Raw genomic sequence first — 24,717 nt, 5'->3', positions numbered from 1 at the left:
GGAAGGGATTATGCGCACACTCAAAGTGCCAGCGCGTCTTATGGGACACGCGGCGCTCCAGTGGGCAGCCGGAATGTCGCACCGGCTCCATGCGATGTCGGTGTGCTGCACGGATTCGAAACCGACCTCGCTTAAGCTTGCATCCTCATATACAGAAGGCGCACCCATGTTTCTCTCGGTATTCGATGTCTTCAAGATCGGTGTCGGGCCGTCGAGTTCACACACGATGGGTCCGATGTCGGCCGCCAACCGGTTCTTGGAGCTGATCCTGTCGAACGAATGGCCGCGCCCGTCATCGGGCGCACAGGTCACAGCCATCAAAGTCAGCCTGCACGGCTCGCTCGCCCATACCGGCATCGGCCACGGCACGGGCAGGGCTGTCATTCTCGGGTTGATGGGCGAGGCGCCCGACAGCGTCGATCCCGACCGGATGGACGGCATCGTCGACACGGTGGAGCGCACAGGCCGCATCACGCCGGATGGGCATCCCGCCTATCAGTTCCAGCCGAAAACCGACTTGGTCTTCGACAAGAAACAGCCGCTGCCCGGCCATGCAAACGGCATGGTCTTTTCCGCCTATGACAGAGACGGTCGGCTGCTCGTCAAGCGCATCTATTATTCGGTCGGCGGCGGCTTCGTCGTCACCGACACCGAACTGGAACAGATGCGGGCGAAGAAGAACGCGGCCGGCGGAACGCGCGTACCCTATCCGTTCTCCACCGCCAAGCAGATGCTCGAAATGGCGGAGCGCTCTGGGCTGTCGATCGCGCAGATGAAGCGGGCGAACGAGGAGAGCCAGCGCTCACGCGAGGAGCTCGATCAGGGGCTCGATCGCATCTGGGAGGCGATGCGGTCCTGCATCGAGCGCGGCCTCAAAGTCGAGGGCATCATGCCCGGCGGCCTGAACGTCAAGCGCCGCGCCCGCAGGATTCACGACAAGCTGGAAGAGGAGTGGCGCAGCAACCGCGTCAACCCGCTGCTCGCCAACGATTGGCTGAGCGTCTATGCGATGGCCGTCAACGAGGAGAATGCAGCCGGCGGGCGCGTCGTCACGGCGCCGACCAACGGAGCGGCCGGCGTCATTCCGGCGACGATCCGCTACTATGAGCATTTCCACGAGGACTGGGACCAGAACGGCATCCGCGACTACCTGCTGACGGCTGCTGCCATCGGCGGCATCATCAAACACAATGCCTCAATCTCGGGCGCCGAGGTCGGCTGCCAGGGCGAGGTCGGCTCGGCTGCGGCGATGGCCGCCGCGGGCCTTGCCGCCGTCATGGGGGGCACGCCGGAGCAGATCGAAAACGCTGCCGAGATTGCGCTCGAACATCATCTCGGCATGACCTGCGATCCGGTCGCGGGCCTGGTGCAGGTTCCCTGCATCGAGCGCAACGCGCTCGGCGCGGTCAAGGCGGTCACCGCGGCATCACTTGCCGTCAAGGGCGACGGCCAGCATTTCGTGCCGCTCGATGCCTGTATCGAGACGATGCGCCAGACCGGCCACGACATGAGCGAGAAATACAAGGAGACCTCGACCGGAGGTCTTGCGGTCAACGTCGTTGAATGCTGAGTTTGTGGACGCCTGACGTTACGGCACCATGCGTCCTTTCAGACGCGCAAAGGACGCTTGTAACACTTTGAACTGCTGCATAATTTCATCCTTAGATCGATTCCGGTCTAAGAATAAAATTATGCTGGAGGTGCTTGACGCTCGCTGCCAAAAGGATTTCAACGGCGGCATGGCATTGCATCTCATCAAACTCTGCGTCGGCGCCGACTCGATCGACGATCTGCGCGAATGGGTGGCGGAACGCTCGCTGCGCGCCATTGCCGCCGGCCTCGAGCCGCATTCGGTGCATACGACGCGCATGGCGCCGAAACGCATGGAGGAACTGCTTGACGGCGGCTCGCTCTACTGGGTGATCAAGGGGCAGGTGCAGGCCAGGCAGAAGCTGCTCGGCATCGAGACCTTCACGGACGGCGAGGGCATCTCGCGCTGCCGCCTGATGCTCGGCCCGGAGGTCATCGAGACGGCCGTGCAGCCGAAACGTCCCTTCCAGGGCTGGCGTTATTACACTGAAGACGACGTGCCGCGCGACCTGACAAGTCTTGGCGCCGGCATTGCCGAAATGCCCGCTGATCTTCGCCGCGAACTCACGGACCTTGGTCTGCTCTAATCCCGGAAATCGAAGCCGACTTCCGGAAAGGTTTATGCGTGGGTTGAAGGTGACGGCGTGCCCCGTTCGGGCACGCGGCACTCCGCAGCTCAGCGCAGGCGCAGCTGCACCGGCGCGCTGCCGCCGGGGGATGTCACATGCAGATGGATGCGGGCTTCGGGTTGGGAATAGCGCCAGGCGCGCGCACCATGGCACAGCAGCAGATTGATAAGATCCCGGGTCTTCGGAGACTTCGCCTTCGGTCGTTGCAGGCCAATCTCGGCGAGGCGCAAAGCCGCCTCGTGCAGCGGATGCAGAGATGAGCGCCCCTTGGCCGCCATGCGGCGGTCTGAAGGCATTCCTGGAAAGTTCTCATTAATCGCCATTGTTTTCCCCGTACGCAATACTGATCGAGTTCAAGAATGGTGGCCGGAAACGCAAACACCGATTCCGGCCGTCACCAATGCCGCCGACCATCTTGCAGGCAGCATCGAATAGCTCATTGGGCAGCCGCCCAGCACTTGATGCCGGCCTTCTTCAAGGCCTTGCAGGCGTTGACGGCATCGCGCTGATCGTCGAAGCCGCCAAAGCGGGCGCGGTAAAGCTGATCACCACCAGCGGCGTAGGCGACCGCGAAGGGCTTCGCCGAGGCCAGCGCTCTGCCGCCCTTGCTCTTGGCGCTCTCCAGGAGATCCATGGCCATCTGCCGGTTCGGCGAGACGCCGACCTGCACGACCCAGCCGCTGGGACCATCGCTGGTTGAAACGGCGCCAGTCGAAGTGGGAGAAGTGGGAGTGGTCGAGGCGGTGGTGACCTCATCGACCGAGGTATCGCCCTGTTCCGGCGGCATATAGGCGGGCGCCGGCGTCGGCCCGGCGACCGATGCCTGCTGCTTGAAGGTCATGGTCTTGACTTTGGTCGGCGCCGGCATCGGCTGGGCTACCAGTGGATTGTCGGATTTCGACTGAGCGGTCTCGGCATAGGCAACCTCGGTCTCGGCGACCTGATAACGCGCATCCGGCAGCGGGCCTTTGTGCGGCAGGCTGAGATCGGCGGCTGCGGCCGAAATCGGCGGCTGCGCTGCGGTGATCGTCTTTGCGACCTGCTGTTGGGCCATTTGCGGCTGAGCTCTCTGCTGGACCTTCTGCGGCTGGACCGGAGCGGGTGTCTCGATCATCGCCGGGGCGGGGGCTGCCTGGGCAATCAGCGCCGACGACCCGCCGCGGCTCGATGCCTTCGGCAGATAGGTGGCGATCAGATTGCGCATCTGGGCATCGCGGGCGGGCGTCGAGGCGCCACCGAGCACGACGCCGACGATCGACTTGCCGTCGACCTGCACCGAGCTCACCAGATTGAAACCGGCAGCGCGCGTGTAACCGGTCTTGATGCCGTCGACGCCGCGCACCGAACCGACCAGGCGGTTGTGGCTGCGGATCGTGCGGCTGCCGAACGTGAAGGCGCGGGTGGAGAAATAGCCGTAATATTGCGGGAAATGCTGGCGAAGGGCGATGCCGAGGCGAGCCTGATCGCGCGCCGTCGTCATCTGCGCCGTATTCGGCAGGCCGTTGGCGTTGCGATAGGTGGTGCGCGTCATGCCAAGCGCATGCGCCTTGGCGGTCATCAGCTGGGCAAAACGATCCTCGCTGCCGCCGCCCAGCATTTCGCCGAGCGCGGTTGCGGCATCATTGGCCGACAGGGTAACGAGACCGAGAATGCCCTGCTCGACGGTGATCGTGCCGCCGGCGCGGACGCCGAGCTTGGTTGGCGCCTGGGCTGCCGCATGAGCGGAGAAGGGGACGGGCGTATCGAGGCGGATGCGGCCCTGCTCCAATGCCTCGAAGGTCATGTAGATGGTCATCATCTTGGTCAGGGAGGCGGGGTATTGCAGCCGGTCGGCATTCTCGCTGTAGAGAACGTTGCCGGTCTTGGCGTCGACGACGATGCCTGCATATTTCGAATTCGCCGCTTCTGCGTCGGCATTTACCGAATCGACCAGGACGATCGTGACGGCCACCGAAAGGATCGCCAGCAGCTTTGCCAGAAAATTGCCGGATCGGGACGATGATACGGAGGAGGCTGACCTTGACACTATTCCACTCTTCTCTTGCATTTCAGATATTTGGCATTTCAGATTTTGGCAGGAACCGCACACCTCCCGCCGCACAGCTCGTCTTCTAAAATTACCGGCTGGGCGTTACCAATCCGTTTATGATGAATCGTTTATTTCGCTGTCCGGGGAGCATTTGAGGGTGTTGTCGCAGAACGGTTCACAAGACGCGTTTCCACAAAGGTGCGGATAGCGGCATCAATATGTTCCCAGTCGTCGAGATGGCTGCTCGAAAAGCGGTAGAGAACGCTGAGATCCCTGCCGACCTTGATATCGCGTTGACAATCTCCGCTCGCCGCCTTGTCCGGGGCTGAAGGCAAAATGCAGCGCACGACGTAATTCGGCCCGCCCTCGACGGGCGCCGTCAGCAGTACCTCGTCGCCATAACCCGCATCGGCGCGAAGACGATGCAGCGTCAGGCGGTTGCGGAAGGGCTCGGCCGGTCCTTCGAGCAGATGCGAATAGATCGGTTCCAGCCGCCCGGACATGTCGCGCGACATGGTGCTCTGGGTAACCTGCAGGAAGATCAGCCCGGAGGATTGGGCGACATCGTCGAATCGAAGGTGGTTTTCCTTGCCGTAACCCTGCATCTCAGGCCAGGCGAGGTAGAGATCGACGCGTTCGGCGGCGCCTTCATGCCTCTGGCTCGGAAAGCGGATGGCGTTCTCGGGGAATTTCACGGTGTCGCGGCCGATGGCCAGCATGATTTCAACCGTGCTGTCGGTGTTGCCGGCAAGCGAGATGTGGCGGCCGAACCAACGGCCGCCGATGCTGATGACAACTGTCAGGACCGCCAGAACAGCGATCGCCGCCATCGTGCGGAGGAGAAATCCCATGGAAAAAAGCGGCTGCTCGTCGGGTGCGCTGTGCGCGGCATGGCTCATGGCGGTTCTTCGCGTTTCGGTCCGCCGCAGGAAGAACATGAGCCGCCGGTGCCGATGATGAATCTCACCGCCATGATCGAGCCGGCAAGGTTAACAATTCGCTAAGATACTGGTGAGGTAAGGCTTTAAAAGAGGGCGAGCCGTTCCCGGGCCAGCGGGAACGGCTCTTGGGCACCGGTCGGGGACGGGATGCGGGGACTGACCGGGCCGCAGGCTGCAGCCGACTAGAACAGGATGATTTAGGCCGCTCGGCCGAAAAATCTGAATCCTGTTCTTGAGCATGATGTCGTCCGAAAACCGCTCACACTTTTCGGCATCATGCTCTGGCCGGCAGGCTGTTCTTACTTGACGCTACCGACCGCGACAGCGCGGCCGTCCTGAAGCTTCGACCAGCGGGCCGGATCGTCGGCGGACTGGCGCTTCAAATAGGTGTATTCGGTATCCGACCACAGCAGCACCTTGTTGCGCATGTTGTCGAGGATGAAGTCGCCGTGATCGGTGCGAACAGTCAGTACGGCATGGCCTTCGCCATTCGGCTGCAGCACGACGGTGATCAGCGTATCGGACGGCGAGAAACCGTCGTCGATCAGCATCTTGCGCTTCAGCAGGGCGTAATCCTCGCAATCGCCGACGGTGCGCGGATACGCCCAGTGCTCTTCGACACCGTAGATCTGCTCGTCCGTCATCGGCTGGATCGTCGAGTTGACGGTGTAGTTGACCTTGAGAATTTCCTTCCAGCGATCCTCGGTGAGGATGGCCGGTCCGGCATCGCCGCCAACTTCGACGCATTCCGTCGGATTCGCCTTGCAGAATTCGTAATGGCCGATCGGCGGGCTGGCATTGCCTGCCAGGGCCATGCTGGCGGGCATCGCCTGTCCCGAACCCGCCATGGCCATCATGATGGCACCAGCCAGAAGGCCGCCTTTCAGGATATTCGCAGTTGTCATTGCCGTCTCCCCGTAAGTTGAGGTGACAATGGCACAGACGTTTTTATCTCACGGAAAATTATGCAATAGAATTAAAGGCTTAGTTGATTCAAATACCAATAAAGCTTGGCTAAAAACAAACTTGAATGCGAGTAAAATTCGATGCGGATTTGTCTCGAATTCGATTAAAACTGTAATGCACGCAACAAGGCTTTCGCCCGCGAAAAGGTTGCGTTGCCGTCCTCATGTTAAGGATTTTCGTTGAGCCGGATAACTTCCGGCGGCCGGCCGGCGACGTGCGGTCGACCGTCGACGCCGCCGGAATCGACCGATTCGACCGGTTCAAAAGCAGAATGTCGCTCAGATCGCCGATTCCGACGGGAAATTATTTTTGAGGAAAATCGCGAAATCGATCGGTGGCGGCGACGATCGCCGCGCTCATATCGGGATTTCCGGTGGAATGGGCAGCATGCGGAAGGATGCTGAGCTCGCTTTGCGGCCAGGCGCGGGCGAGTTCCCAGGCGGTGACGAGCGGCGCCTCGATGTCGAGCCGTCCCTGCAGCAAGATACCGGGAATGCCGGCAAGCCGCGCGGCGTTCATCAAAAGCTGGCTGTCCTTAAGCCAGGCGCCGTTGCTGAAGTAATGGGTGATGATGCGGGCGCGCGTCAGCAAATAGGTGGGGTCGGCCCAGCGGCGCGGCAGGCCTTGGGGATCGGCGAGCAGGATCGAGGCCGCCTCCCAATCATGCCAGTCGCGCGCCGCCTTGAGGCGGATTTCCGGATCCGGATCGTTGAGGAGACGATGATAGACGGCCACCATGTCCTCGTCTCCTCCCTCAATTCCGGGGGCAGCCGCCTGACGGAAACGGTGCCATTCTTCCGGAAAGAGCGGCGCCATGCCCCGATAGAGCCAGTCGATTTCCGAGAGGCGGGTGGTGGTCACGCCTGCGATGACGATCGCCGCGACCCGCTCCGGATGAGTTTCGGCATAGGCGAGCGCCAGCGTCGAGCCCCAGGAATTGCCGAAAAGGAGCCAGGTGTCGATGCCGAGACCGGCGCGCAGCCGTTCGATATCGGCAACGAGATGCCAGGTGGTGTTGAGGGAGAGATCGGTTTGCGGATCGGCAGCGCTCGGCAGGCTGCGGCCGCAATTGCGCTGATCGAACAGAATGATTCGATAGGCATCGGGATCGAAATAGCACCTCGCCATGGTCGAACAGCCGGAGCCAGGGCCGCCGTGCAGCACCAGTGCCGGGCGGCCCGTCGGATTGCCGCAGGCCTCCCAATAGATCAGATTGCCGTCGCCCGTATCAAGCAGGCCGTGATCATAGGTTTCGATTTCGGGATAGAGAGCTGACATGGGCCACCTGCGATCGAGCCGGGCCTTATCCGTCATATCCGTGACGAACGAATGACGAGCGAGGGCGAGGCATTTTCGAACGCAAAATCACTGCACATTTTGGGCAACCTCACCGAGTGCAGATCGGTGTCGCAGCTTGTTCCACTCATAACATTATCTGCCGACTGGGTGGAACGACTTGCGACAGGATTTCGCGCCTGCTTTCCAAAGCCAGATTCGTTGCCGCTTGCAAATCTCTTGCCGTGACGTGCAGGCCTTTCAACACGACCTGACCGAGTGTGCGCCGGACCTGGCAATCGCGTTCGATGAACGTCCGTCGAAAATTGCGCCCCGCCGCGGAACCCCCGGAAAGGCAGCGCCATCTTCCGCAGCTTTTAAAGGAATTCGCGCAGCGTCTCGCGGGACTGGATCGACAGGAATTCGATTGCCACACCTTCGACGAAGTGGCGTACGACGCGACCGCGCATGTTGCCGAGCCGCACCGCCGTTCCGATCGAAGGGCGCATTTCGACGTCGACGGCAGCGCCTGACAGTGAAAGATCCATGATCCGGCAGAAATAACGCGTGCCGTCCTCGAGCGTCAGCTCGGTCTTCGTGTCACGTGGGGTCAGGCGGTCGTGGCGCCGATCTTCCGGCAGGCCGAGTTCATGCTTGTTGGCAAGCCAGGTGAGCTGGGCCGCAAGCTTCTCGCGTTTCCGGTCGGTGGCGTTGATCGACATGGTGAAGCCGCGGCCATCGATGGTCTGGACATAACCTTCGACGCGGCCGAGATGGTCGATATAGGCGACGACGCGTTCGTTGGCGCGCGGCCGGCCGGGGCAGGTGACGTACATGTCGCCAGGCGACATGTCGATCACCATGCATTCGAATTCCTCGTAGTTCGCAAGCATCAGCCGGCCCTGCATATTGATGGGCACGCGCTGGAAAACGCCCTGTTCAGGGCGCGGCGCAGGTCGTTGCGTCTGAGCTGGCTGGAACGAGTGCATCAAAGGGCTTCTTCATGAAAATCGCAGAGACCGATGTTTACCTGCAATCCATTAACAGAAGGTTGTCTCGCCCCCTCCCGACATAACGGAAAACGAGTATATCCGGTGTCCTGAAATGGGACCCTCAGCGCGCCTCCACGCTCAGCAGCTGCGACACCATGCGGCGCATGACCTGGCCGAAATGGATGCTTTTGCCAGCGACGATCTTGTTGATCGGTCGCAGCTCGGTCGGTGCTGCATTGGCGAACTTTCCGGGCAGCAGGCGGCTGCGGTCGAGCGCCAGGAATTCGAGCGGTACGATCTCCAGCCAGCTCGCGGCCGCTGTCGGCGCGATCGCGCCGAGCAGCCGGTCGCAGGTGCCGTCCGGCGAACGCAGCGGCATCATGATAATCTCGAAGGAGGCCTGATGACCGACGGTGCTATAGCCGGTGGCATTGAACAGGGCCGGCATGGCATGGTCCATGACGCCCATCGCGGTGCGTTCGATGTCCGTGTGCTGGCCATTTGCCCAGAGAGACGAAAAACGTTCACTGCGCAGATCACGCCCGAAGAGATCGCAGATGCGGGTGCCGGCCAGCCGGAAACCGATGTCTCCGCCGTCGCGCTTCTCAAGAATGAACAGACTCTGGAGGAGGTGGGGGACGGCGGAGGGTTCGACCTGTGATTTCAGCGGCGCATCGGCAGCGCCGCGGATACGGTTCCAGTAGTCAAAAATTTCGATGGTCGTTTGCACACGCATTTCACACCAACCTGTCTCATTCCGGAGCATTTTCGGGCAGTCATTGCCCGTACAGACTCTACCTTGCGGATTTCATGCCAAATCACGGCGGTTAAGGTTAAGAGATGGTTTCGGTTGAGATGCAGTGCCTGTCGTGACACTGTCCCGCATCGCTTCGACTTTCGAAGTTCAGCACAACCTGCCCGGGCCCAAGTCTTTCCTTGAGCTCCCGGTCCGCCGCCCGGCACTTCGGGCGGCTTTTTTTTTGACAGGCGCTCCTGTATGGCTGTGGCCTCAACGAGGCAAAACACAGATGAATGAGCAGACGGCCGAGCCGCATAAGGCGCCAGAACCTCCCGAGGTCCAGCCGCCGGCACGGCCACCGCGCGAACCGGTCTTTAACCTTCCACCAGCACTGCTCTTCAGCCTTTGCCTGCTTGGTATCATCTATGCGGTGCAGGAGCTCCTGCTGTCCGACGATGCGCTGAACTGGCTGTTCTTCACCTTCGGCTTCGTTCCCGCCCGTTATGTGATTCCGCTGTCGCAGCAGGGACCGGAGCTGTTCTGGACGCCGGTCACCTATTCGCTGCTGCACGGCAGCGTCCAGCATATCCTCTTCAACGCTTTCTGGCTGATGGCCTTCGGCGCGCCGGTCGTGCGCCGCATCGGGACGCTACGCTTCGTGCTCTTCTGGGTCTTTTCCGCCATTGCATCAGCCGCCCTGCACGCGGTCCTGAACTGGGGGGACGTGTCGCTGCTGATCGGCGCGTCGGGCGTGATCTCCGGGCTGATGGGCGCCGCCTGCCGATTCGCCTTTCCGGCCGAACGACGGCCGATGGCACCGGCGCATCTCAATCCCCGGCTTTCCATCGTCGAGGCGCTGAAGAGCCGCACCGTCATCATCTTCATGCTGCTCTGGCTGGTCGGCAATGCGCTGATCGCCGTTGGCATCCCTCTCGTCGGCGATAGCGACCAGCCGATTGCCTGGGACGCACATATCGGCGGCTTCGTCTTCGGCTTCCTGCTGTTTTCGCTGTTCGATCGGGCGCCGCGCCCGCCTGTGATGGAACCCGCCGGAACGGAGAAGGATATGTTGCAATCCTGAGCCGGGCAGTGCACGATCTACCTATCCGCGATGGGGGGAGAAACCGCCGCGGATGCCTGTGACAAGTGTTTCACGGACATAGGAGGTTCGAATGACCAGTTCAGTCAAAGCAATCCTCGACCTGAAGGGCAGGGACGTCGTCACCGCCGGGCCGAACACCACCGTCGCCGAGGCTGCCGCCATCCTCAGCAAGAAGAAGATCGGCGCCATCGTCGTCGTCGGCATGGAGAACCGGATTTCAGGCATGTTCACCGAGCGCGATCTCGTGCATGCGATCGCCAAACACGGCAAGGACGGCTTGGACCAGGCGCTGGCCAAGGTCATGACCGCGAAGGTCTACCGCTGCCATGAGGAGACGACCGTCAACGAGCTTATGGAGCTGATGACCAGCCGCCGTTTCCGTCACGTGCCGGTGGAAAGCAACGGCAAGCTTGCCGGCATCATTTCGATTGGCGACGTGGTGAAATCGCGCATCGCCGAAGTCGAGCGTGAGGCCGAGGAAATCAAGGCCTATATCGCCGGCTGAGGTTTTCGCCGGCCATGCTCGACCGATGTCGTTGTCGCAAAACCGCTGCAGGCTTGTGGACGGCCTGCATCAGGGGTGGCTGGCGTAGACTTCCTGCATGCGCTTGATCTCGGGGAGCCTGGCTCTGGCTTCCTCGTAGCCGCGTTCGATCGCCTCGCCGGCCCGGTGAAATTCGGAAAGGCCGATATAGCTGAGACGCGGCTGCAGCGAAATATCAGGCGGGTCGCCGGCAAGGCGGGCGCGGGCAATCCTGTCCTGGATGATGTTGAAGGCCTGCACCATGACGCCGGTCATGCCGAGGCGCGCATAGGGCGCTTCTTCCTGTTTCTGCACTTCCTGGGCCGACAGGCTGGCATTGTGCCGGACGACGGCCGAGCGGCCGTAGAGATCGTAATTGAGATTGACGGCGACGACGAGCGGCTGCTCGTAGGCGCGGCAGACGGAGACGGGGACGGGATTGACCAGTGCGCCGTCGACCAGCGTGCGGTGATTGCTGCGCACCGGCTCGAAAATGCCAGGCAGGGCATAGGAGGCGCGCAGCGCCGTAATCAGCGAACCATTGGCGATCCAGACCTCGTGACCGGTATTGACCTCGGCCGCGACCGCAACGAACGGCCGATCGAGATCCTCGACGTTCAGGCCTTCGAGATGTTCCTGCATGCGCTTGGTCAGCCGCATGCCGCCGAACAGGCCACTGCCGCCGATGGTGAGATCAAGGAGACTTGCGATGCGGCGCATTGTCAGCGAGCGCGCGAAGCTTTCGAGTTCATCGAGTTTGCCGGCGAGATAACAGCCACCGACCAGCGCGCCGATCGAGGTGCCGGCAATCATGCCGATCTCGACCCTTGCCTCGTCGAGTGCGCGCAGCACACCGATATGGGCCCAGCCGCGGGCAGCGCCGCCGCCGAGTGCCAGCGCGATCTTGATTTTCTTTTGAGGCGCCGGAGGTGGGAGCATCTCGAGCGTCGTCGACATATCGGAACCGGAACCCTCGCCTTCAGAGCTTTGACGATGCAGACTCCAGCTCAGCATGGCGCTCTCCCCTCCCAGCAGAACACTTGGTTCCCGATAGTGTGCCCGATCAGTTTCCAAATGGTATATAGAAGCTGTTTCTGGCGCAATAAGGAGCAAATGCCGGGAAATTCTGGCTATTTTCCGTAGACATCCTGCGGATCGAAATGAAGCTCGTCGTCGACGATATCAAGCATCGGCTTTCCGTCTCGAAGCGTGATCGTCCGGTAGAAGCAGGAGCGGCGGCCGGTGTGACAGGTGGCGTCGTGGCCGGCGACCTCGACCTTCAGCCAGATAGCGTCCTGATCGCAATCTGTGCGGATTTCTTTGACCGTCTGGAGATTGCCCGAGGTCTCGCCCTTCTTCCAGAGCTTGCCGCGCGAACGGCTGAAATAATGCGCCGTGCCGGTCTGGATGGTCAGCGCCAGCGCCTGGGCATTCATATGCGCCACCATCAACAGCTCGCCATCGCCGGCGTCGGTGACGATCGCGGTGATCAGGCCACGGTCGTCGAAACGCGGCGTGAAATCGCCGGCGTCTTCCAGCGCCGACTTGTCCTCGGATGGTTGATTGAAGATCAGTTGACTCATCGCGGCCCTCCTGAGGGAGCCGGTATCAGCGGCTCCGCACCATGGTCATGAAACGGGCCTGATCGGCCGGCTCAGTCTTGAACGTTCCCGTAAACGTCGTCGTCAACGTGGTCGAGCCCTGCTTCTGAACGCCGCGCATCGCCATGCACATATGTTCGGCCTCGATCAGCACTGCGACACCGCGCGGATTAAGCGTATCGTCGATTGCCCGGGCGATCTGGGCGGTCATCGTTTCCTGGGTCTGCAACCGACGGCCATAGATCTCGACGACACGGGCAATCTTCGACAGGCCGAGCACACGCCCGTCAGGCATGTAGGCAACGTGGGCCTTGCCGATGATCGGCACCATGTGGTGTTCGCAATGCGAGTAGAACGGAATATCCTTGACGAGGACCATGTCGTCGTAACCGGCGACCTCCTCGAAGGTGCGGCCGAGCACGTCTTCCGCCGCCATGTCGTAACCGGAAAAAAGCTCGCGGTACGATTTGACGACGCGGGCCGGCGTTTCGAGCAGGCCTTCACGCGTCGGGTCGTCGCCGGCCCAGCGCAACAGAACGCGAACGGCTTCCTCCGCCTCCTGCTGGGAGGGGCGATCCGAGTCGCGGTTCGTCTGGGGAAAGTTTTTTACGATTGCGTCCATGAACAATGGTCTCCTGGTCCGCACCGCGGACCCATCTGTCGGAATCGCCACTGGTCATCCCATGCGGGAATTCATGCACCTTTGGCAGGCTCCGGGGCTTTCAGGGCACATTCAGCCCGTCCGGCACGGTTTCCCAATCAAACTTACACGAGGCCATTGCATTTTCATGGCCTTCGAACGACATACATATAGGAAGACGGCCATTATATGTAAGTATCCTCAGACGACACGGTGTGTTTTTTGTTTTGACGACAATAACACCCCCTGCAGAGGCCGATCCGCAGCGATTTTGGAGCGGAAATCCAGTATGGACGACATCTATAACAGCAAAATCCTCGAATTCGCCGGCAATATTCCGTTGACCGGCACGCTTGATGATGCCGATGCGACCGCCCAGGCCTATTCCAAGCTCTGCGGCTCGAAGGTGCATATCTGGCTGAAGATGGACGGGGATACCGTGACCGGCTTTGCCCATGAGGTGAAGGCCTGCGCGCTAGGACAGGCCTCGTCCTCGATCATGGCCCGCCATGTCGTCGGCGCCACATCGGACGAATTGCGCCAGGCGCGCCAAGACATGCTTGCCATGTTGAAGGCGGACGGGGCGGGGCCTCAGGGACGGTTCGAAGACATGCGCTATCTGCTGCCGGTGCGGGACTACAGGGCCCGCCATGCCTCGACGATGCTGACCTTCGATGCCGTCGTCGACGCGATCGGGCAGATTGAGGCGAAACGGGCAGAAGTTGTCGAGGCATAACCGAGATGTGCGAGTTCTGCGCCCCGCAGGCTGACGATGAGGATGACGGCGGCGCCGCCGGACGCAAAAAGCCGCGTGAAAAGGCCGCACGCACCTCCCGCAACTATGCCGGTCCGTTCCGCAAGACCCCCGACCGTCTGCTCGGCATGGGGCTCATCCGCCTCTACCAGCTGACGCTGTCCGGCTTCATCGGCAATTCCTGCCGCCATATCCCGACCTGCTCCGAATATGGCTACGAGTCGATCGCCCGCCACGGCCTTTGGGCCGGCGGCTGGATGACGCTGTTTCGCGTCGGCCGCTGCGGCCCGGGTGGCACCAGCGGCCTCGATCAGGTGCCGGAGATGCTCGGCGACAGCTTCCGCTGGTGGACGCCGTGGCGTTATCTCGCCCTCGGACGCAAGAGAGGCTGACCGCCATGACGATGCCCGGCCGATACAGGCGTGCATCGGAAGACTTTGACGCTTATCTCGAGGATATCAGAGCCGATACGCTGATCGACAGCCGCAATGTGGTCTACACCATGACCCAAGGGGTCTTTCAGACGTTCCGCTGCCGCCTCGATGTGGCAGACGCGCTCCGGTTCGCCGATGTGCTGCCGCCGGTGCTGCGTGCGATCTTCGTCGCCGACTGGAATCCCGACGAGGCCAAACGGTCCTTCGAGGATCGCGCGGCGATGACGCGGGAGGTGCAGTCACTGCGCGGTGACCATAATTTTGCTCCCGACACAGCCATCCGAGACGTGGCGATGGCTCTGCGAAAACATGTCGACGCCGCCGCATTCGACAGAGTGCTGAAGACCTTGCCCGACGGCGCAGAGGAGTTCTGGCAGCCATGAGCACCTTCATCGCCCTTCTGCACAGCATTGTCCTGGCGCCCGACCGCCGCGTCGTCATGCAGGATTTGCGCGCACTTGCCGAAGAGCTCGGTTATCGCGAGCCGCGCACGCTGGTTTCCACAGGCAATCTCGTCTTCGAGGCCGACGAGATGCGGCCGCACGAACTCGAAGTAGCCCTCGAGGAGGGGTTTGAAGAAAAGTTCGGCAAACATGTCGATATCATCGTGCGCAGCGACTGCACCTGGATGGCGCTTTGCAGCACCAATCCCTTCAAGGACGGCAATGGTGACCAGGTCATCGTCCGGGTGATGCGCCTGCCGGTCGACCCCAAGAAGGTGGAGGCGCTGAAACCGCTGATGACGGAGGGACAGCGCATCGCCGTCGTCGGCGGCGATCTCTGGATCGATTTCGCCGGCAAGCCGAGCCAGTCCAAACTGCTTTCGGCGCTGACGACCAAGCGGCTCGGCGTCGGTACGATGCGCAACTGGAACACCGTGCGCGGGCTGACTGAAATGATCATGTAGCCCGGGCTTCGTCTTTACTCACGCAGCAAATCTGGCTATCAGGCGGCGGCGCATTCAGCTCCGCGGAGGCGCTTTCATGTCAACCACCCGCATTCGTTGGCGGGACTGGACAAGGAGAATTTCGATGTCCCAAGCTATTTCCCTGACATTTCCCGATGGTTCCGTGCGCGGCTACGATGCCGGCGCAACCGGCCGGGATGTCGCCGAATCTATTTCCAAGTCGCTCGCCAAGAAGGCAGTGGCCGTTGCGATCGACGGCACCGTGCGCGACCTTTCCGATCCCGTGACGACGGGCAGAATCGAGATCATCACCCGCAATGACGACCGCGCGCTGGAACTCATCCGCCACGACGCGGCGCATGTCATGGCGGAAGCCGTTCAGGAGCTGTGGCCCGGCACCCAGGTGACGATCGGCCCGGTCATCGAAAACGGTTTCTACTACGACTTCGCCAAGAACGAGCCCTTCACACTCGACGATCTGCCGAAGATCGAAAAGAAGATGAAGGAGATCATCGCCCGCAACGCCGCCTTCACCAAGCAGGTCTGGTCGCGCGAAAAGGCGAAACAGGTCTTCGCCGACAAGGGCGAGCAGTACAAAGTCGAACTCGTCGACGCGATCCCGGAAGGGCAGGATCTCAAGATCTATTACCAGGGCGACTGGTTCGATCTTTGCCGCGGCCCGCACATGGCCTCGACCGGCCAGATCGGCAGCGCCTTCAAGCTCTTGAAGGTGGCCGGCGCCTATTGGCGCGGCGACAGCAACAATCCGATGCTGAGCCGCATCTACGGCACGGCCTTTGCCGAGCAGTCGGAGCTCGACAACTACCTGCATATGCTTGCCGAAGCCGAAAAGCGCGATCACCGCCGCCTCGGCCGCGAGATGGATCTGTTCCATTTCCAGGAAGAGGGCCCGGGCGTCGTGTTCTGGCACGGCAAGGGCTGGCGCATCTTCCAGACGCTGGTCGCCTATATGCGCCGCCGGCTTGCCGGCGATTATCAGGAAGTCAACGCGCCGCAGGTGCTCGACAAGTCGCTGTGGGAAACCTCCGGTCACTGGGGCTGGTATCGCGACAACATGTTCAAGGTGACGGTTGCCGGCGACGATACCGACGACGACCGCGTCTTCGCACTGAAGCCGATGAACTGCCCCGGCCACATCCAGATCTTCAAGCACGGGCTGAAATCCTACCGCGAGCTGCCGATCCGGCTTGCCGAATTCGGCAATGTCCACCGTTACGAACCGTCGGGCGCGTTGCACGGGCTGATGCGCGTGCGCGGCTTCACGCAGGACGATGCCCACATCTTCTGCACCGACGAGCAGATGGCCGCCGAATGCCTGAAGATCAACGATCTCATTCTTTCGGTCTACAAGGATTTCGGCTTCGACGAAGTCACCATCAAGCTCTCGACAAGGCCGGACAAACGCGTCGGTTCGGACGAGCTCTGGGACCGTGCCGAAGACGTGATGATGGGCGTGCTGGAGACGATCCAGCAGCAGTCCAACAACATCAAGACCGGAATCCTGCCGGGCGAGGGCGCCTTCTACGGGCCGAAGTTCGAATATACGCTGAAGGATGCGATCGGCCGTGAATGGCAGTGCGGCACGACGCAGGTCGACTTCAACCTGCCGGAACGTTTTGGCGCCTTCTACATCGACAGCAACTCGGAAAAAACGCAGCCGGTGATGATCCACCGCGCCATCTGTGGCTCGATGGAACGCTTCCTCGGCATCCTGATCGAGAACTTCGCCGGTCACATGCCGCTCTGGGTATCACCGCTTCAGGTGGTGGTCGCAACGATCACCTCGGAAGCCGACGCCTACGGGCTTGAAGTGGCCGAGGCGCTGCGCGAGGCCGGCCTCAACGTCGAGACCGACTTCCGTAACGAGAAGATCAACTACAAGGTCCGCGAGCATTCGGTCACCAAGGTTCCTGTCATCATCGTCTGCGGCAGGAAGGAAGCCGAGGAGCGCACGGTCAACATCCGTCGCCTCGGCAGCCAGGAACAGGTTTCGATGGAGCTTGACGCTGCCGTCGAGAGCCTTGCCCTTGAAGCGACGCCGCCCGACATTCGTCGCAAGGCCGAAGCAAAAAAAGCCAAGGCGGCATGAAATAACCGGAATCTGACAGCGCCGGGCGTGGCGCTGTCAGAAATCCGATATGTAACCGCAATAGAGCCGCCGTGAACGTACGACGCCGTCTTCTTGATGGTGTCGCCGCGCTGCGTCGTCATGAGACGCCGCCGATCAAACGAAACCAGTAAAGTTAAAATCAATCGAGGCTGGTGTCGTCACCGCCCTGCTGCGGCACGAGCTGTTCGTAGGAGGGTAGCGGCGCCACCGGGGCCGGCTGGACGCCTGGCGGGGGCGGCGTGCCGACTGGCACTTGTTGCACCGTGCGGGCAGCATCCACCGGTGGCTGCGGCTGCTGGTCCTTCATCAGAACCTCGACATCAGTGTTCCTGCCGGCAACGACGGTGAAATCACGCTGGTAGATCTTGTCCTTGTTGCGGGCGACGGCGGAATATCCGCCTTCGGCGAGGACCATGGTCGGGAAGGCACTGACACTTTCGCCGACGCTGTCGCCGGCCGCGGTCAGAATCGACCATGCCGTATCGGCGATCGCCTCGCCGCCGGCATCGGAGACCAGCTTGAAGGTGATCTGCGCGGCGCGATGCTGGATCGTCGCTTCGGTCAGCTTGCCGGCCTCGACCTGGATGTCGGCGCGGATCACGGCGTTGACGCTGCCATATTCGGAAACGATGTGATAGGTGCCGGCATTGAGGCGGACGATGGTATTCGGCGAGACATCGGCCATGACGAGGCCGCGCTCGCCATCGTCGCGCACTTCCGAAGAATAGATCGAGAAGCTCAACTGGTCGGGGCGGATGCGGGCGTCGGTGCCGGAGACGGCATTGAGCAGCAGGCCGCCGGCATCGAGCACCATCACCTGCTTGTCGACCTCGCCTTCAGCGGGCACGGTCAATTTCTTGGTGACGCCGGCGCGGCCGAAAGAGACGTTGACGAAATAATCACCGGGGGCGAGCTGGAAGGCGGCAGGTCCGCCCTTGGCGCTGGCGATCAGCGGCAGCTTGCCATCGGCTCCGGCGATCGGGCTGAAGACGTACCAGGAGAGGCCTTCCTCAACCGGCGCGCCGTCCGCCGTCAGCTTGGCCTCCATCGGGACGTCGTGCAGCTTGACCCCTTCGGGCACCGTGCCGGGCGCGATGAAGGCATCGAGCTTCGGCATCTTCGGCGTCGATTCAAGCTGTTTGAATCCCTTGAAGGCATCTTGAGCGCCGGCGCCGAGGGGCATCAATACCATCAGGGCAATGGCAAGGCCGATGCGTGCAAAAGGCAAAATGCCAAACATCTGTTTCGTGAACCGATTGACTTCTGAAATCGCAAAGGCCACTTCAAGACCAACGCGGTGGCAAATTCAAGACCCACCCTTTGCAGCAGCATAAATAATGAGAGCCTCTCCCGCATGAAATCCGATATCAAGCTGATCGACTACCTCGCCGTGCGCCGCTCCATCCCCGCTTTCCAGATGTGCGAACCAGGCCCCGAGAAGGCCGAGATCGAGGAAATCCTGCGTCTTGCCTCGCGTGTTCCCGATCACGGCAAGATCGCCCCCTGGCGCTTCATCGTCTATCGCGGAGAGCAGCGCGTGCGTCTCGGCGAGGAGCTTCTGACGCTGGCACTTCAGACAAAACCTGACCTTTCGGAAGAGATGATCGAGGTCGAGCGCAACCGTTTCACCCGCGCGCCCGTGGTCGTCGCCGTCGTCAGCAAGGCGGGACCGCATATCAAGATCCCGGAATGGGAGCAGTTGATGTCGGCAGGCGCGCTTTGCTTCAATGTCATTCTCGCCGCCAACGCCAACGGTTATGTCGCCAACTGGCTGACGGAGTGGTTCGCCTATGACAAGCGCGCCTATCCGCTGCTTGGCGTCCGGCCTGATGAAAGGGTGGCGGGCTTCATCCATATCGGCTCGACGACATTTCCGGCAATCGAGCGGCCTCGGCCGGAGCTTGGCGACACCGTGACCTGGGTCGGCGGAGACGATTGATGTTCTATACCACCGACAGCAACCGGCATGGGCTTGCGCATGATCCTTTCAAGGCGATCGTGTCGCCGCGCCCGATCGGCTGGATCGGTAGCAAGGGCAGGGACGGCTCGATCAATCTCGCGCCTTATTCTTTTTTCAATGCCGTTGCCGATCGGCCGAAGCTGGTGATGTTTTCTTCCGCCGGACGCAAGCACAGCCAGCGCAATGCGGCCGAGACCGGCGTCTTCACCTGCAATTTCGTCAGCCGCGATCTCGCCGAGAAGATGAACCTTTCCTCGGCGGCGCTGGCTTACGGCGACAGCGAATTCGATTTCGCCGGCCTGACGCCGAAGCAGGCCGAACTGATCGACGCGCCCTATGTCGGCGAGGCTTTCGCGGTGCTCGAATGCAAGGTGACCGAAATCGTCGAGCCGAAGACGCTGTCGGGCGCGCCGTCCGAAAACGTCCTGGTCTTCGGCGAAGTGATCGGCATCCGCATCGACGAAGCGATCGTCAGGAACGGCCGCCTCGACATGTCGATTGCCCGGCCTCTCGCCCGCATGGGCTATATGGATTACAGCGATGGCAGCGATGTTTTCGAGATGGTTCGGCCGCAACTTCCACCAATTGAAGGCTAATCGCAAGGCATACAAAGGCTTAAGAAATATGGTGAACCAATCTTAAACCTTTTGCCGCTACGGTCGCAGTATTGAAAAGAGCGCGAAAGAATCGCGTTGAAGTGCTGGGGCGTCGCGTGATCGTAGAAGCTTTTCTTCGTTGGGTCGAAACGGCCAAGACAGGCGACCGGGCCCGGGCCGCAAGCGCTCTCGGGCGAGCCTATCTGCAGTCCGAAATGTCCGGCGACGAACGGGCGGCGGCCGAGATGGCGATGACCTTTCTTCTCGACGATCCGTCGCCGCGCGTGCGGCTTGCACTTGCCGAGGCGATCGCCTGGTCGCCCGATGCGCCGCGCAGCCTGGTCCTTTCGCTTGCCGAGGACCAGCCCGAGGTCGCCTGCCACGCCGTGACCTGTTCGCCGCTTTTGAGCGATGCCGATCTGGTCGACCTTGCCGCGCGCGGCAACGGCGCCACCCGCATGCTGATCGCGGCGAGGGCGCATGTGACTCGGCCGGTTTCCGCCGCCCTTGCGGAGGTCGGCGACGAAGAAGAACTGCTCTGCCTGCTGGAGAATGACGGCGCGGTAATCTCCAGCCTGTCGCTGAAACGCGTCGCCGAACGGCTCGGCGACTGCTGCGATATCCGCAACCTGCTTCTCGACCGCAGCGACCTTCCGGCCGATGCCCGCCAGTTGCTGACCGAGCATGTCAGCAATGCGCTGGTTGGCCTGCCGCTGGCACAGGCGGCGATCGGCCTGCAGCGGCTCCAGCGCATCAGCCGCGAGGCAACCGAGGCTGCCATCGTTTCGATCGCCGGCGACATTGCCCCACGCGAAATACCCGACCTCGTCCAGCACCTGCGCCTTATCGGCCGACTGACGCCGTCCTTCCTGATGCATGCGCTCTGCGCCGGCAAGGTGGATTTCTTCGCCGGCGCGATCGTCGATCTCACGGGCTGCAGCGAGCGCCGCGTGCGTTCGATCCTGGCAACCGGGCGCATGCATGCCGTGCGTGCGCTTTATGAGTCCGCCGGCCTGCCCAGGGATATCAGCGTCATCTTCGTCGAGGCGACGATGCTGTGGCGCGACGCCGCCAGAAAAGCGCCGGCGAGCGTGCTCGGTAATGTCTGCGGCCGTCTTCTCGAAAAATTCCGCCATCACGACGCGCATGGCGCGATCGGCGAACTGCTCGATATGGTGGAAAAGCTTAGCGTCACCGAGCGGCGACAATCGGCCCGCGTCTATGCGGCGCTTGCGGCGGCCTAATCAGCTAGCCGCGTCGCCACCCAGGAATAGCTGGCGGAGACGAAATGCACCGGCTTGGTAAGTGTGTCTCTGACGCTTCTGCCCGAGGGCAGATGGGCGCGGACCTGCCCGGCGATGCCTTCAGCAAAACCGGCGATCCTTCCTGCGGGTTCCTCGGGCGTTGCGACAGCGACCTCGGGCGCAGCGCCAGGCACGGCCGCCGGCTTCGGCGGCTCGGCGGCGGCGATCGCTTTCGGCGCCTCGCAGACTGCGATCACCGAGGGATAATTGACATTCACATAGGTCTTCAGCCGTCGTTCGGCCTCGGCATCGCAGGCGGAAACGGTTTCCCAGCGTTTATCGACCGTCGCGACATAATTGCATTGGCTGATGGAATCGTCGCAGCCGAGAATGGTCATCGCGATCAGCACCGCTTGCATATTCTGCTTCCTTGATTATTGAGCACTTCATCGTCTTAGAGGGCGCAATTCCAACCGAATGAAGGCAAGGGCATTAACTCTTCGTCATATCGGGGAAATTGTGCCCAGCGCTAGCAGAGGGAGCCAGCATGTCCGTCACCATTGCCCTGGAGCCGCCGCGCCAGCAGGGCGTCATCCGGCTTCTCGATCTTTCCGATGCCTATGCGCAATCGCTCTATCCGGCAGAAAGCAACCATCTGGTCGACCTCTCCTTACTGGAGAAACCTTCGGTGAGCTTCCTCGTTGCGCGCAGCGGCGATGCGATCGTCGGCTGCTGCGCGCTGGTCGAGGCCGGCGATGGCACGGCGGAAATCAAGCGCATGTTCGTCGATCCCGAGGCGAGGGGGCTGAGGATCGCCAGCGGCCTGATGAATGCGCTCGAAGCAATCGCCGGGGAAAAGGGGCTGACGGCGATCCGGCTCGAAACCGGCATCTACCAGCCGGAGGCAATCGCGCTCTACCGCAAATACGGATATCGGGAAATCGAGCCTTTCGGCAGCTATCTGCCGGATCCGCTCAGCCTGTTTTTGGAAAAGCGGCTGGGGTAACCCACCTGCGAAGCGATGTTCAGCCTTCGGCGACGCGCGGCATGGCCTTCGGCGAACCGGGGACTGGCGGCGGGGCCCGATCGTCGATAATGATCTGCGGTCCGCTTTCGCTCTTGTCGGCATTGCGGGCTTCGTGGATCCATTCGCGCCAGATGGCGACGATCAGCGCCATCAGCACCGGACCGATGAAGATGCCGAGAAAACCCATCGTCTTGACGCCGCCGACGAGGCCGAAGAAGGTCGGCAGGAAGGGCAGCTTGATCGGACCGCCGACGAGTTTCGGCCGCAGGGTCTTGTCGACAATGAAGAGCTCGACCGTGCCCCAGACGAAGAGACCGATGCCGGCGACATGCGAGCCGCTCGCCAACAGATAAATGGAGACCAGCGAGAAGGAGAGTGGCGCACCGCCCGGTATCAGCGCCATCACGCCGGTCAGCACACCGAGCGTCACCGGCGAGGGCACGCCGGCAATCCAGTAGGCAAGTCCGAGCACGATGCCTTCGCCGATCGCGATCAGCGTCATGCCCATGACGGTGGAACTGATCGTCGCCGGCACCACGCGGGAAATGCGCTCCCAGCGGTTCGGCAGGATGCGCTCGCCGAGCATATCGATCTGCTTGGAGAAGGAGAAACCGTCGCGATAGACGAAGAACAACGCGATCAGCATGAAGAGCAGCGTCAGCAGCAGGTGGAAGGCGCCGCCGCCCGCCGCCAGCACGGCGCGGTAGATGTTGCCGATATTGGCGCCGCTGACCGCCTGAATGACTTCGCCGAGGGCGCCGGGACTGCCGATATATTTTGTCCAAACTTCATCGAGATAGGCGCCGGCCCAAGGCAATGCGACGATCCAGTCGGGCGTCGGGGCGCCGGCGCGGTTGGCGTGGATTGCCCAGGTGACCCAGGTGCGTACTTCGCCCGTCGTATAGGTCACAGCAAGCCCGATCGGGATGACCAGGAAAGTGATGATCATGATGATGGCGATGGTCGCGGCGATCGTCGTATTACCGCCGACGCGGGCAAGAAGCTTGCGGTAGAGTGGCCAGCTGGCGAAGCCGATGACGAGGGCTGCGAGCACCGGCACGAGGAAGCCGTAGAAGAAATAGACGCCGGCAGCGACGACCAGGACGAGCAGCCAGCGCGCCGCCGAAATGGAGGGAATCAGCGGCGTGCGCGTCTGCGCCGACGATCCGAGCCATCGCGGTTCATGATTGCTTTTCTGACGGTCAAACACACCCACGCGCGCCTCTTCTTTTTCTTGTACTCTGGTTATGGGCCATCAACCCGGCGGTTTCAAGGTCCGCACCATGAAAGCGTATACAAAGCGTCGCTATTCGGCCCTCAGACCCGGGCCTCTTACTACTGCGGGCGGCTGAGAATCTTGAAGGCGTAGAATTGCGTCTTCTGGCTGGTCGAAAAATTATTATCGGAGCCGAGAATGAGAACATCGGTGCCGTCCTTGGCCTTGCCGAGCGACATGGCCTCGATATTGTCGGGAACGAGGCCGATCGCCCTCAAATCGAGGACCTGGCTCTTGCGGACGGGAACGACGCGCTGGTCGTTCTTCGCGAGGGACGCGATGGCGGATACATCGGTGGCATCAGTCAGATCCATCATCATGATCTTGATGCTGTTGCCGAAGCCCTGGGCATAACTGCGCTCGACGGCGAGCAGGTGGTGATCGTCCAGGGCGAGCATCTCCGACATGCCGTTGTCATTGCCGCCGTCGGCCTTGGTAGCGGCCTGCGGGATTGGTGAGACCGGATAGACGTACTCGGCCTTCGGCTCGCCGGTGGCGCCGTCGTAACGGATGATGCGCGACAGGCTGCCTGATGTCAGCGAAGGGTTCGGGCCATCCTGGTAAAGGGCCGCTTCGACACCGACGAAAACATCGCCTGAGGGCGCGACGGCGAGATCTTCGAAGGCGAGGTTGTCGCGGATGCCGGTCGATTTGTCTGCGGTCGGGGCAAAGCCTTCCGGCAGCTTGAACTCACGGACAAAGGAACCGTCCGGCGAAGTGACGCGGACGAAGGGCGGAAGCAGCGCCTTGCCGTCGCCTTCGCTGCCCCAATAGATGCCGTCCTTGCCGAGGCGGATCGATTCCGGATCGACGGCCCGGGCAGCGAAGGGCTCGCCATTCTTGTCCTTCAGCGTCACCTGCTTGACGACCGAAACGCCCTTGAGGCCAGACGCCTCGAGATCGACGTCGAGTTCGTAGAAGCGGGCCGGGCCTCTTTCCGAGCGGTCGTCGCTGATGGCGAGATAGTGGCCGGTGGCGGCATCGAAATCTAGGCCGGAAATGCCGCCGAATTCGACGCCGTTTTCCATGTGGCCGGTGGGGATAACGAATTCACCGAGATAGGAGAGCGAAATGCCGGCGGCACAATCGCCAAAGGGGCAGGCGGTCTCGAAGGTGGCGCCGATATCGGTGGCGCTGACAGTGACGGTGCTGGACAGGAGAACGAAAGCAGCAGTCGCGAGAAAACGCTTGGTCATGACAAATATCCGGCAAGGGGTTGAAAACGGTTCGAACCGGCGCAGGCGTTCCTCCAGGGGAGGACGCACGCCGACCGCTTCATGCGCCGGTTGTTTGACGGAGTTGTTACGGTTCTTCGTCAGTTCCGTGAAATCGTCGATGCTAAAATGCGGCATGCCGAACCC

At 61.7% G+C, this 24,717-nt stretch carries 27 protein-coding genes; 13 read left to right on the top strand and 14 right to left on the bottom strand.

Annotated features, from left to right (window positions below; translation table 11 throughout):
* The first annotated feature begins 166 nt into the window (after window positions 1-166).
* Both N1937_RS10735 and N1937_RS10730 read left to right on the top strand, forming a co-directional pair.
* Entirely contained in the window at window positions 167-1,570 is a 1,404-nt protein-coding gene (locus N1937_RS10735; protein WP_260058650.1) for an L-serine ammonia-lyase, read from the top strand.
* Between the two features lie 169 nt (window positions 1,571-1,739).
* Complete coding sequence (locus N1937_RS10730) at window positions 1,740-2,177, top strand: DUF1489 family protein (RefSeq protein ID WP_026154161.1); 438 nt, start codon at window positions 1,740-1,742, stop codon at window positions 2,175-2,177.
* An 89-nt stretch (window positions 2,178-2,266) separates the two neighbouring features.
* Here N1937_RS10730 and N1937_RS10725 read toward each other — a convergent pair whose 3' ends face one another.
* The 7 genes from N1937_RS10725 to N1937_RS10695 all read right to left on the bottom strand — a co-directional run bounded on the left by N1937_RS10725 (window position 2,267) and on the right by N1937_RS10695 (window position 9,188).
* Window positions 2,267-2,542 carry a hypothetical protein gene (locus N1937_RS10725; protein WP_170261440.1) on the bottom strand — a complete coding sequence of 92 codons (276 nt, stop codon included), beginning with the start codon at window positions 2,540-2,542 and terminating at the stop codon, window positions 2,267-2,269.
* 113 nt (window positions 2,543-2,655) lie between these two features.
* Window positions 2,656-4,266: a D-alanyl-D-alanine carboxypeptidase gene (locus N1937_RS10720; protein ID WP_260058649.1), complete on the bottom strand. Its 1,611-nt coding sequence runs from the start codon at window positions 4,264-4,266 to the stop codon at window positions 2,656-2,658.
* 110 nt (window positions 4,267-4,376) lie between these two features.
* Window positions 4,377-5,186 (bottom strand): hypothetical protein, encoded by an 810-nt coding sequence (locus N1937_RS10715; RefSeq protein WP_260058648.1) that lies wholly within the window; start codon window positions 5,184-5,186, stop codon window positions 4,377-4,379.
* Window positions 5,187-5,488: 302 nt separating this feature from the next.
* Window positions 5,489-6,094 (bottom strand): transglutaminase-like cysteine peptidase, encoded by a 606-nt coding sequence (locus tag N1937_RS10710; RefSeq protein WP_017964412.1) that lies wholly within the window; start codon window positions 6,092-6,094, stop codon window positions 5,489-5,491.
* Window positions 6,095-6,458: 364 nt separating this feature from the next.
* On the bottom strand, window positions 6,459-7,433 hold the full coding sequence (gene pip / locus N1937_RS10705; protein ID WP_260058647.1) for a prolyl aminopeptidase: 975 nt from the start codon (window positions 7,431-7,433) through the stop codon (window positions 6,459-6,461).
* Window positions 7,434-7,807: 374 nt separating this feature from the next.
* Entirely contained in the window at window positions 7,808-8,419 is a 612-nt protein-coding gene (locus N1937_RS10700; RefSeq protein WP_017964411.1) for a PilZ domain-containing protein, read from the bottom strand.
* A gap of 124 nt (window positions 8,420-8,543) precedes the next feature.
* Window positions 8,544-9,188 carry a PAS domain-containing protein gene (locus tag N1937_RS10695; protein ID WP_260058645.1) on the bottom strand — a complete coding sequence of 215 codons (645 nt, stop codon included), beginning with the start codon at window positions 9,186-9,188 and terminating at the stop codon, window positions 8,544-8,546.
* A 262-nt stretch (window positions 9,189-9,450) separates the two neighbouring features.
* Here N1937_RS10695 and N1937_RS10690 point away from each other — a divergent pair, with 262 nt between their 5' ends.
* Together N1937_RS10690 and N1937_RS10685 are read left to right on the top strand one after the other, a co-directional pair.
* Window positions 9,451-10,242 (top strand): rhomboid family intramembrane serine protease, encoded by a 792-nt coding sequence (locus tag N1937_RS10690; protein WP_222279451.1) that lies wholly within the window; start codon window positions 9,451-9,453, stop codon window positions 10,240-10,242.
* A 91-nt stretch (window positions 10,243-10,333) separates the two neighbouring features.
* A complete protein-coding gene (locus N1937_RS10685) occupies window positions 10,334-10,768 on the top strand; it encodes a CBS domain-containing protein (RefSeq protein ID WP_017964408.1) in 435 nt (144 codons plus the stop codon).
* A 69-nt stretch (window positions 10,769-10,837) separates the two neighbouring features.
* On the opposite strand, the gene N1937_RS10680 is transcribed toward N1937_RS10685, so the two are convergent.
* The 3 genes from N1937_RS10680 to folE form a co-directional block, all read right to left on the bottom strand.
* Window positions 10,838-11,800, bottom strand: a complete 963-nt coding sequence (locus tag N1937_RS10680) for a patatin-like phospholipase family protein (protein ID WP_017964407.1) — start codon at window positions 11,798-11,800, stop codon at window positions 10,838-10,840.
* Window positions 11,801-11,916: 116 nt separating this feature from the next.
* Window positions 11,917-12,369, bottom strand: a complete 453-nt coding sequence (gene hisI, locus N1937_RS10675) for a phosphoribosyl-AMP cyclohydrolase (RefSeq protein ID WP_017964406.1) — start codon at window positions 12,367-12,369, stop codon at window positions 11,917-11,919.
* Window positions 12,370-12,394: 25 nt separating this feature from the next.
* Entirely contained in the window at window positions 12,395-13,009 is a 615-nt protein-coding gene (folE, locus tag N1937_RS10670) for a GTP cyclohydrolase I FolE (protein ID WP_017960561.1), read from the bottom strand.
* Window positions 13,010-13,316: 307 nt separating this feature from the next.
* Between folE and N1937_RS10665 the strand changes: the two genes are divergently transcribed.
* From N1937_RS10665 to thrS, 5 genes are all read left to right on the top strand, one after another.
* Complete coding sequence (locus N1937_RS10665) at window positions 13,317-13,763, top strand: iron-sulfur cluster assembly scaffold protein (protein WP_260058641.1); 447 nt, start codon at window positions 13,317-13,319, stop codon at window positions 13,761-13,763.
* A gap of 5 nt (window positions 13,764-13,768) precedes the next feature.
* Window positions 13,769-14,173: a membrane protein insertion efficiency factor YidD gene (gene yidD, locus N1937_RS10660; protein WP_162117113.1), complete on the top strand. Its 405-nt coding sequence runs from the start codon at window positions 13,769-13,771 to the stop codon at window positions 14,171-14,173.
* A 5-nt stretch (window positions 14,174-14,178) separates the two neighbouring features.
* Complete coding sequence (locus tag N1937_RS10655; protein ID WP_260058640.1) at window positions 14,179-14,598, top strand: DUF2267 domain-containing protein; 420 nt, start codon at window positions 14,179-14,181, stop codon at window positions 14,596-14,598.
* Window positions 14,595-15,122, top strand: coding sequence for a DUF1697 domain-containing protein (locus N1937_RS10650; protein WP_017964402.1), 528 nt, complete (start codon window positions 14,595-14,597; stop codon window positions 15,120-15,122). Before N1937_RS10655 ends, N1937_RS10650 begins: the two co-directional genes overlap by 4 nt.
* Window positions 15,123-15,246: 124 nt before the next feature.
* Window positions 15,247-17,232 (top strand): threonine--tRNA ligase, encoded by a 1,986-nt coding sequence (gene thrS, locus N1937_RS10645; protein ID WP_260058639.1) that lies wholly within the window; start codon window positions 15,247-15,249, stop codon window positions 17,230-17,232.
* Window positions 17,233-17,392: 160 nt separating this feature from the next.
* Here thrS and N1937_RS10640 read toward each other — a convergent pair whose 3' ends face one another.
* The gene (locus tag N1937_RS10640) at window positions 17,393-18,493 is read right to left on the bottom strand and encodes a hypothetical protein (RefSeq protein WP_162117116.1); all 1,101 of its coding nucleotides are present in this window, start codon (window positions 18,491-18,493) and stop codon (window positions 17,393-17,395) included.
* Between the two features lie 114 nt (window positions 18,494-18,607).
* Between N1937_RS10640 and N1937_RS10635 the strand changes: the two genes are divergently transcribed.
* The 3 genes from N1937_RS10635 (at window position 18,608) to N1937_RS10625 (ending at window position 21,053) form a co-directional block, all read left to right on the top strand.
* Window positions 18,608-19,192, top strand: a complete 585-nt coding sequence (locus tag N1937_RS10635) for a nitroreductase family protein (RefSeq protein ID WP_170278055.1) — start codon at window positions 18,608-18,610, stop codon at window positions 19,190-19,192.
* The gene (locus N1937_RS10630) at window positions 19,192-19,809 is read left to right on the top strand and encodes a flavin reductase family protein (protein WP_017964398.1); all 618 of its coding nucleotides are present in this window, start codon (window positions 19,192-19,194) and stop codon (window positions 19,807-19,809) included. Before N1937_RS10635 ends, N1937_RS10630 begins: the two co-directional genes overlap by 1 nt.
* Before the next feature lie 101 nt (window positions 19,810-19,910).
* Window positions 19,911-21,053 carry a DUF2336 domain-containing protein gene (locus tag N1937_RS10625; RefSeq protein ID WP_260058637.1) on the top strand — a complete coding sequence of 381 codons (1,143 nt, stop codon included), beginning with the start codon at window positions 19,911-19,913 and terminating at the stop codon, window positions 21,051-21,053.
* On the opposite strand, the gene N1937_RS10620 is transcribed toward N1937_RS10625, so the two are convergent.
* Complete coding sequence (locus N1937_RS10620; RefSeq protein ID WP_260058635.1) at window positions 21,050-21,472, bottom strand: hypothetical protein; 423 nt, start codon at window positions 21,470-21,472, stop codon at window positions 21,050-21,052. The two genes, N1937_RS10625 and N1937_RS10620, sit on opposite strands and share 4 nt — an antisense overlap.
* A gap of 128 nt (window positions 21,473-21,600) precedes the next feature.
* On the opposite strand from N1937_RS10620, the gene N1937_RS10615 reads away from it, so the two are divergent.
* Window positions 21,601-22,059, top strand: coding sequence for a GNAT family N-acetyltransferase (locus N1937_RS10615; RefSeq protein ID WP_260058634.1), 459 nt, complete (start codon window positions 21,601-21,603; stop codon window positions 22,057-22,059).
* A gap of 19 nt (window positions 22,060-22,078) precedes the next feature.
* Here N1937_RS10615 and N1937_RS10610 read toward each other — a convergent pair whose 3' ends face one another.
* Complete coding sequence (locus N1937_RS10610; protein ID WP_162117121.1) at window positions 22,079-23,296, bottom strand: AI-2E family transporter; 1,218 nt, start codon at window positions 23,294-23,296, stop codon at window positions 22,079-22,081.
* 119 nt (window positions 23,297-23,415) lie between these two features.
* Entirely contained in the window at window positions 23,416-24,552 is a 1,137-nt protein-coding gene (locus tag N1937_RS10605; RefSeq protein WP_260058632.1) for an esterase-like activity of phytase family protein, read from the bottom strand.
* Window positions 24,553-24,717: the final 165 nt, after the last annotated feature.

This window comes from Rhizobium sp. WSM4643 (assembly GCF_025152745.1).
GTDB classification, from domain to species: Bacteria; Pseudomonadota; Alphaproteobacteria; order Rhizobiales; family Rhizobiaceae; genus Rhizobium; species Rhizobium leguminosarum_I.
Note: the sequence above shows the minus strand (reverse complement) of the source record. Positions and strands in the feature narration are given on the sequence as shown.

Bases quoted from the DNA above. Each gene is read 5' to 3' on its own strand.
- N1937_RS10725 (WP_170261440.1), bottom strand. From the start codon at position 2,542: ATGGCGATTAATGAGAACTTTCCAGGAATGCCTTCAGACCGCCGCATG.
- N1937_RS10715 (WP_260058648.1), bottom strand. From the start codon at position 5,186: ATGTTCTTCCTGCGGCGGACCGAAACGCGAAGAACCGCCATGAGCCAT.
- yidD (WP_162117113.1), top strand. From the start codon at position 13,769: ATGTGCGAGTTCTGCGCCCCGCAGGCTGACGATGAGGATGACGGCGGC.
- thrS (WP_260058639.1), top strand. From the start codon at position 15,247: ATGTCCCAAGCTATTTCCCTGACATTTCCCGATGGTTCCGTGCGCGGC.
- N1937_RS10630 (WP_017964398.1), top strand. From the start codon at position 19,192: ATGTTCTATACCACCGACAGCAACCGGCATGGGCTTGCGCATGATCCT.
- N1937_RS10640 (WP_162117116.1), bottom strand. From the start codon at position 18,493: ATGTTTGGCATTTTGCCTTTTGCACGCATCGGCCTTGCCATTGCCCTG.
- N1937_RS10730 (WP_026154161.1), top strand. From the start codon at position 1,740: ATGGCATTGCATCTCATCAAACTCTGCGTCGGCGCCGACTCGATCGAC.
- pip (WP_260058647.1), bottom strand. From the start codon at position 7,433: ATGTCAGCTCTCTATCCCGAAATCGAAACCTATGATCACGGCCTGCTT.
- N1937_RS10685 (WP_017964408.1), top strand. From the start codon at position 10,334: ATGACCAGTTCAGTCAAAGCAATCCTCGACCTGAAGGGCAGGGACGTC.
- N1937_RS10695 (WP_260058645.1), bottom strand. From the start codon at position 9,188: ATGCTCCGGAATGAGACAGGTTGGTGTGAAATGCGTGTGCAAACGACC.
- N1937_RS10635 (WP_170278055.1), top strand. From the start codon at position 18,608: ATGAAATCCGATATCAAGCTGATCGACTACCTCGCCGTGCGCCGCTCC.
- N1937_RS10620 (WP_260058635.1), bottom strand. From the start codon at position 21,472: ATGCAAGCGGTGCTGATCGCGATGACCATTCTCGGCTGCGACGATTCC.
- N1937_RS10690 (WP_222279451.1), top strand. From the start codon at position 9,451: ATGAATGAGCAGACGGCCGAGCCGCATAAGGCGCCAGAACCTCCCGAG.
- N1937_RS10735 (WP_260058650.1), top strand. From the start codon at position 167: ATGTTTCTCTCGGTATTCGATGTCTTCAAGATCGGTGTCGGGCCGTCG.
- N1937_RS10615 (WP_260058634.1), top strand. From the start codon at position 21,601: ATGTCCGTCACCATTGCCCTGGAGCCGCCGCGCCAGCAGGGCGTCATC.
- N1937_RS10605 (WP_260058632.1), bottom strand. From the start codon at position 24,552: ATGACCAAGCGTTTTCTCGCGACTGCTGCTTTCGTTCTCCTGTCCAGC.
- N1937_RS10700 (WP_017964411.1), bottom strand. From the start codon at position 8,419: ATGCACTCGTTCCAGCCAGCTCAGACGCAACGACCTGCGCCGCGCCCT.
- N1937_RS10710 (WP_017964412.1), bottom strand. From the start codon at position 6,094: ATGACAACTGCGAATATCCTGAAAGGCGGCCTTCTGGCTGGTGCCATC.
- N1937_RS10650 (WP_017964402.1), top strand. From the start codon at position 14,595: ATGAGCACCTTCATCGCCCTTCTGCACAGCATTGTCCTGGCGCCCGAC.
- N1937_RS10665 (WP_260058641.1), top strand. From the start codon at position 13,317: ATGGACGACATCTATAACAGCAAAATCCTCGAATTCGCCGGCAATATT.
- hisI (WP_017964406.1), bottom strand. From the start codon at position 12,369: ATGAGTCAACTGATCTTCAATCAACCATCCGAGGACAAGTCGGCGCTG.
- N1937_RS10655 (WP_260058640.1), top strand. From the start codon at position 14,179: ATGACGATGCCCGGCCGATACAGGCGTGCATCGGAAGACTTTGACGCT.
- N1937_RS10680 (WP_017964407.1), bottom strand. From the start codon at position 11,800: ATGCTGAGCTGGAGTCTGCATCGTCAAAGCTCTGAAGGCGAGGGTTCC.
- folE (WP_017960561.1), bottom strand. From the start codon at position 13,009: ATGGACGCAATCGTAAAAAACTTTCCCCAGACGAACCGCGACTCGGAT.
- N1937_RS10720 (WP_260058649.1), bottom strand. From the start codon at position 4,266: ATGCAAGAGAAGAGTGGAATAGTGTCAAGGTCAGCCTCCTCCGTATCA.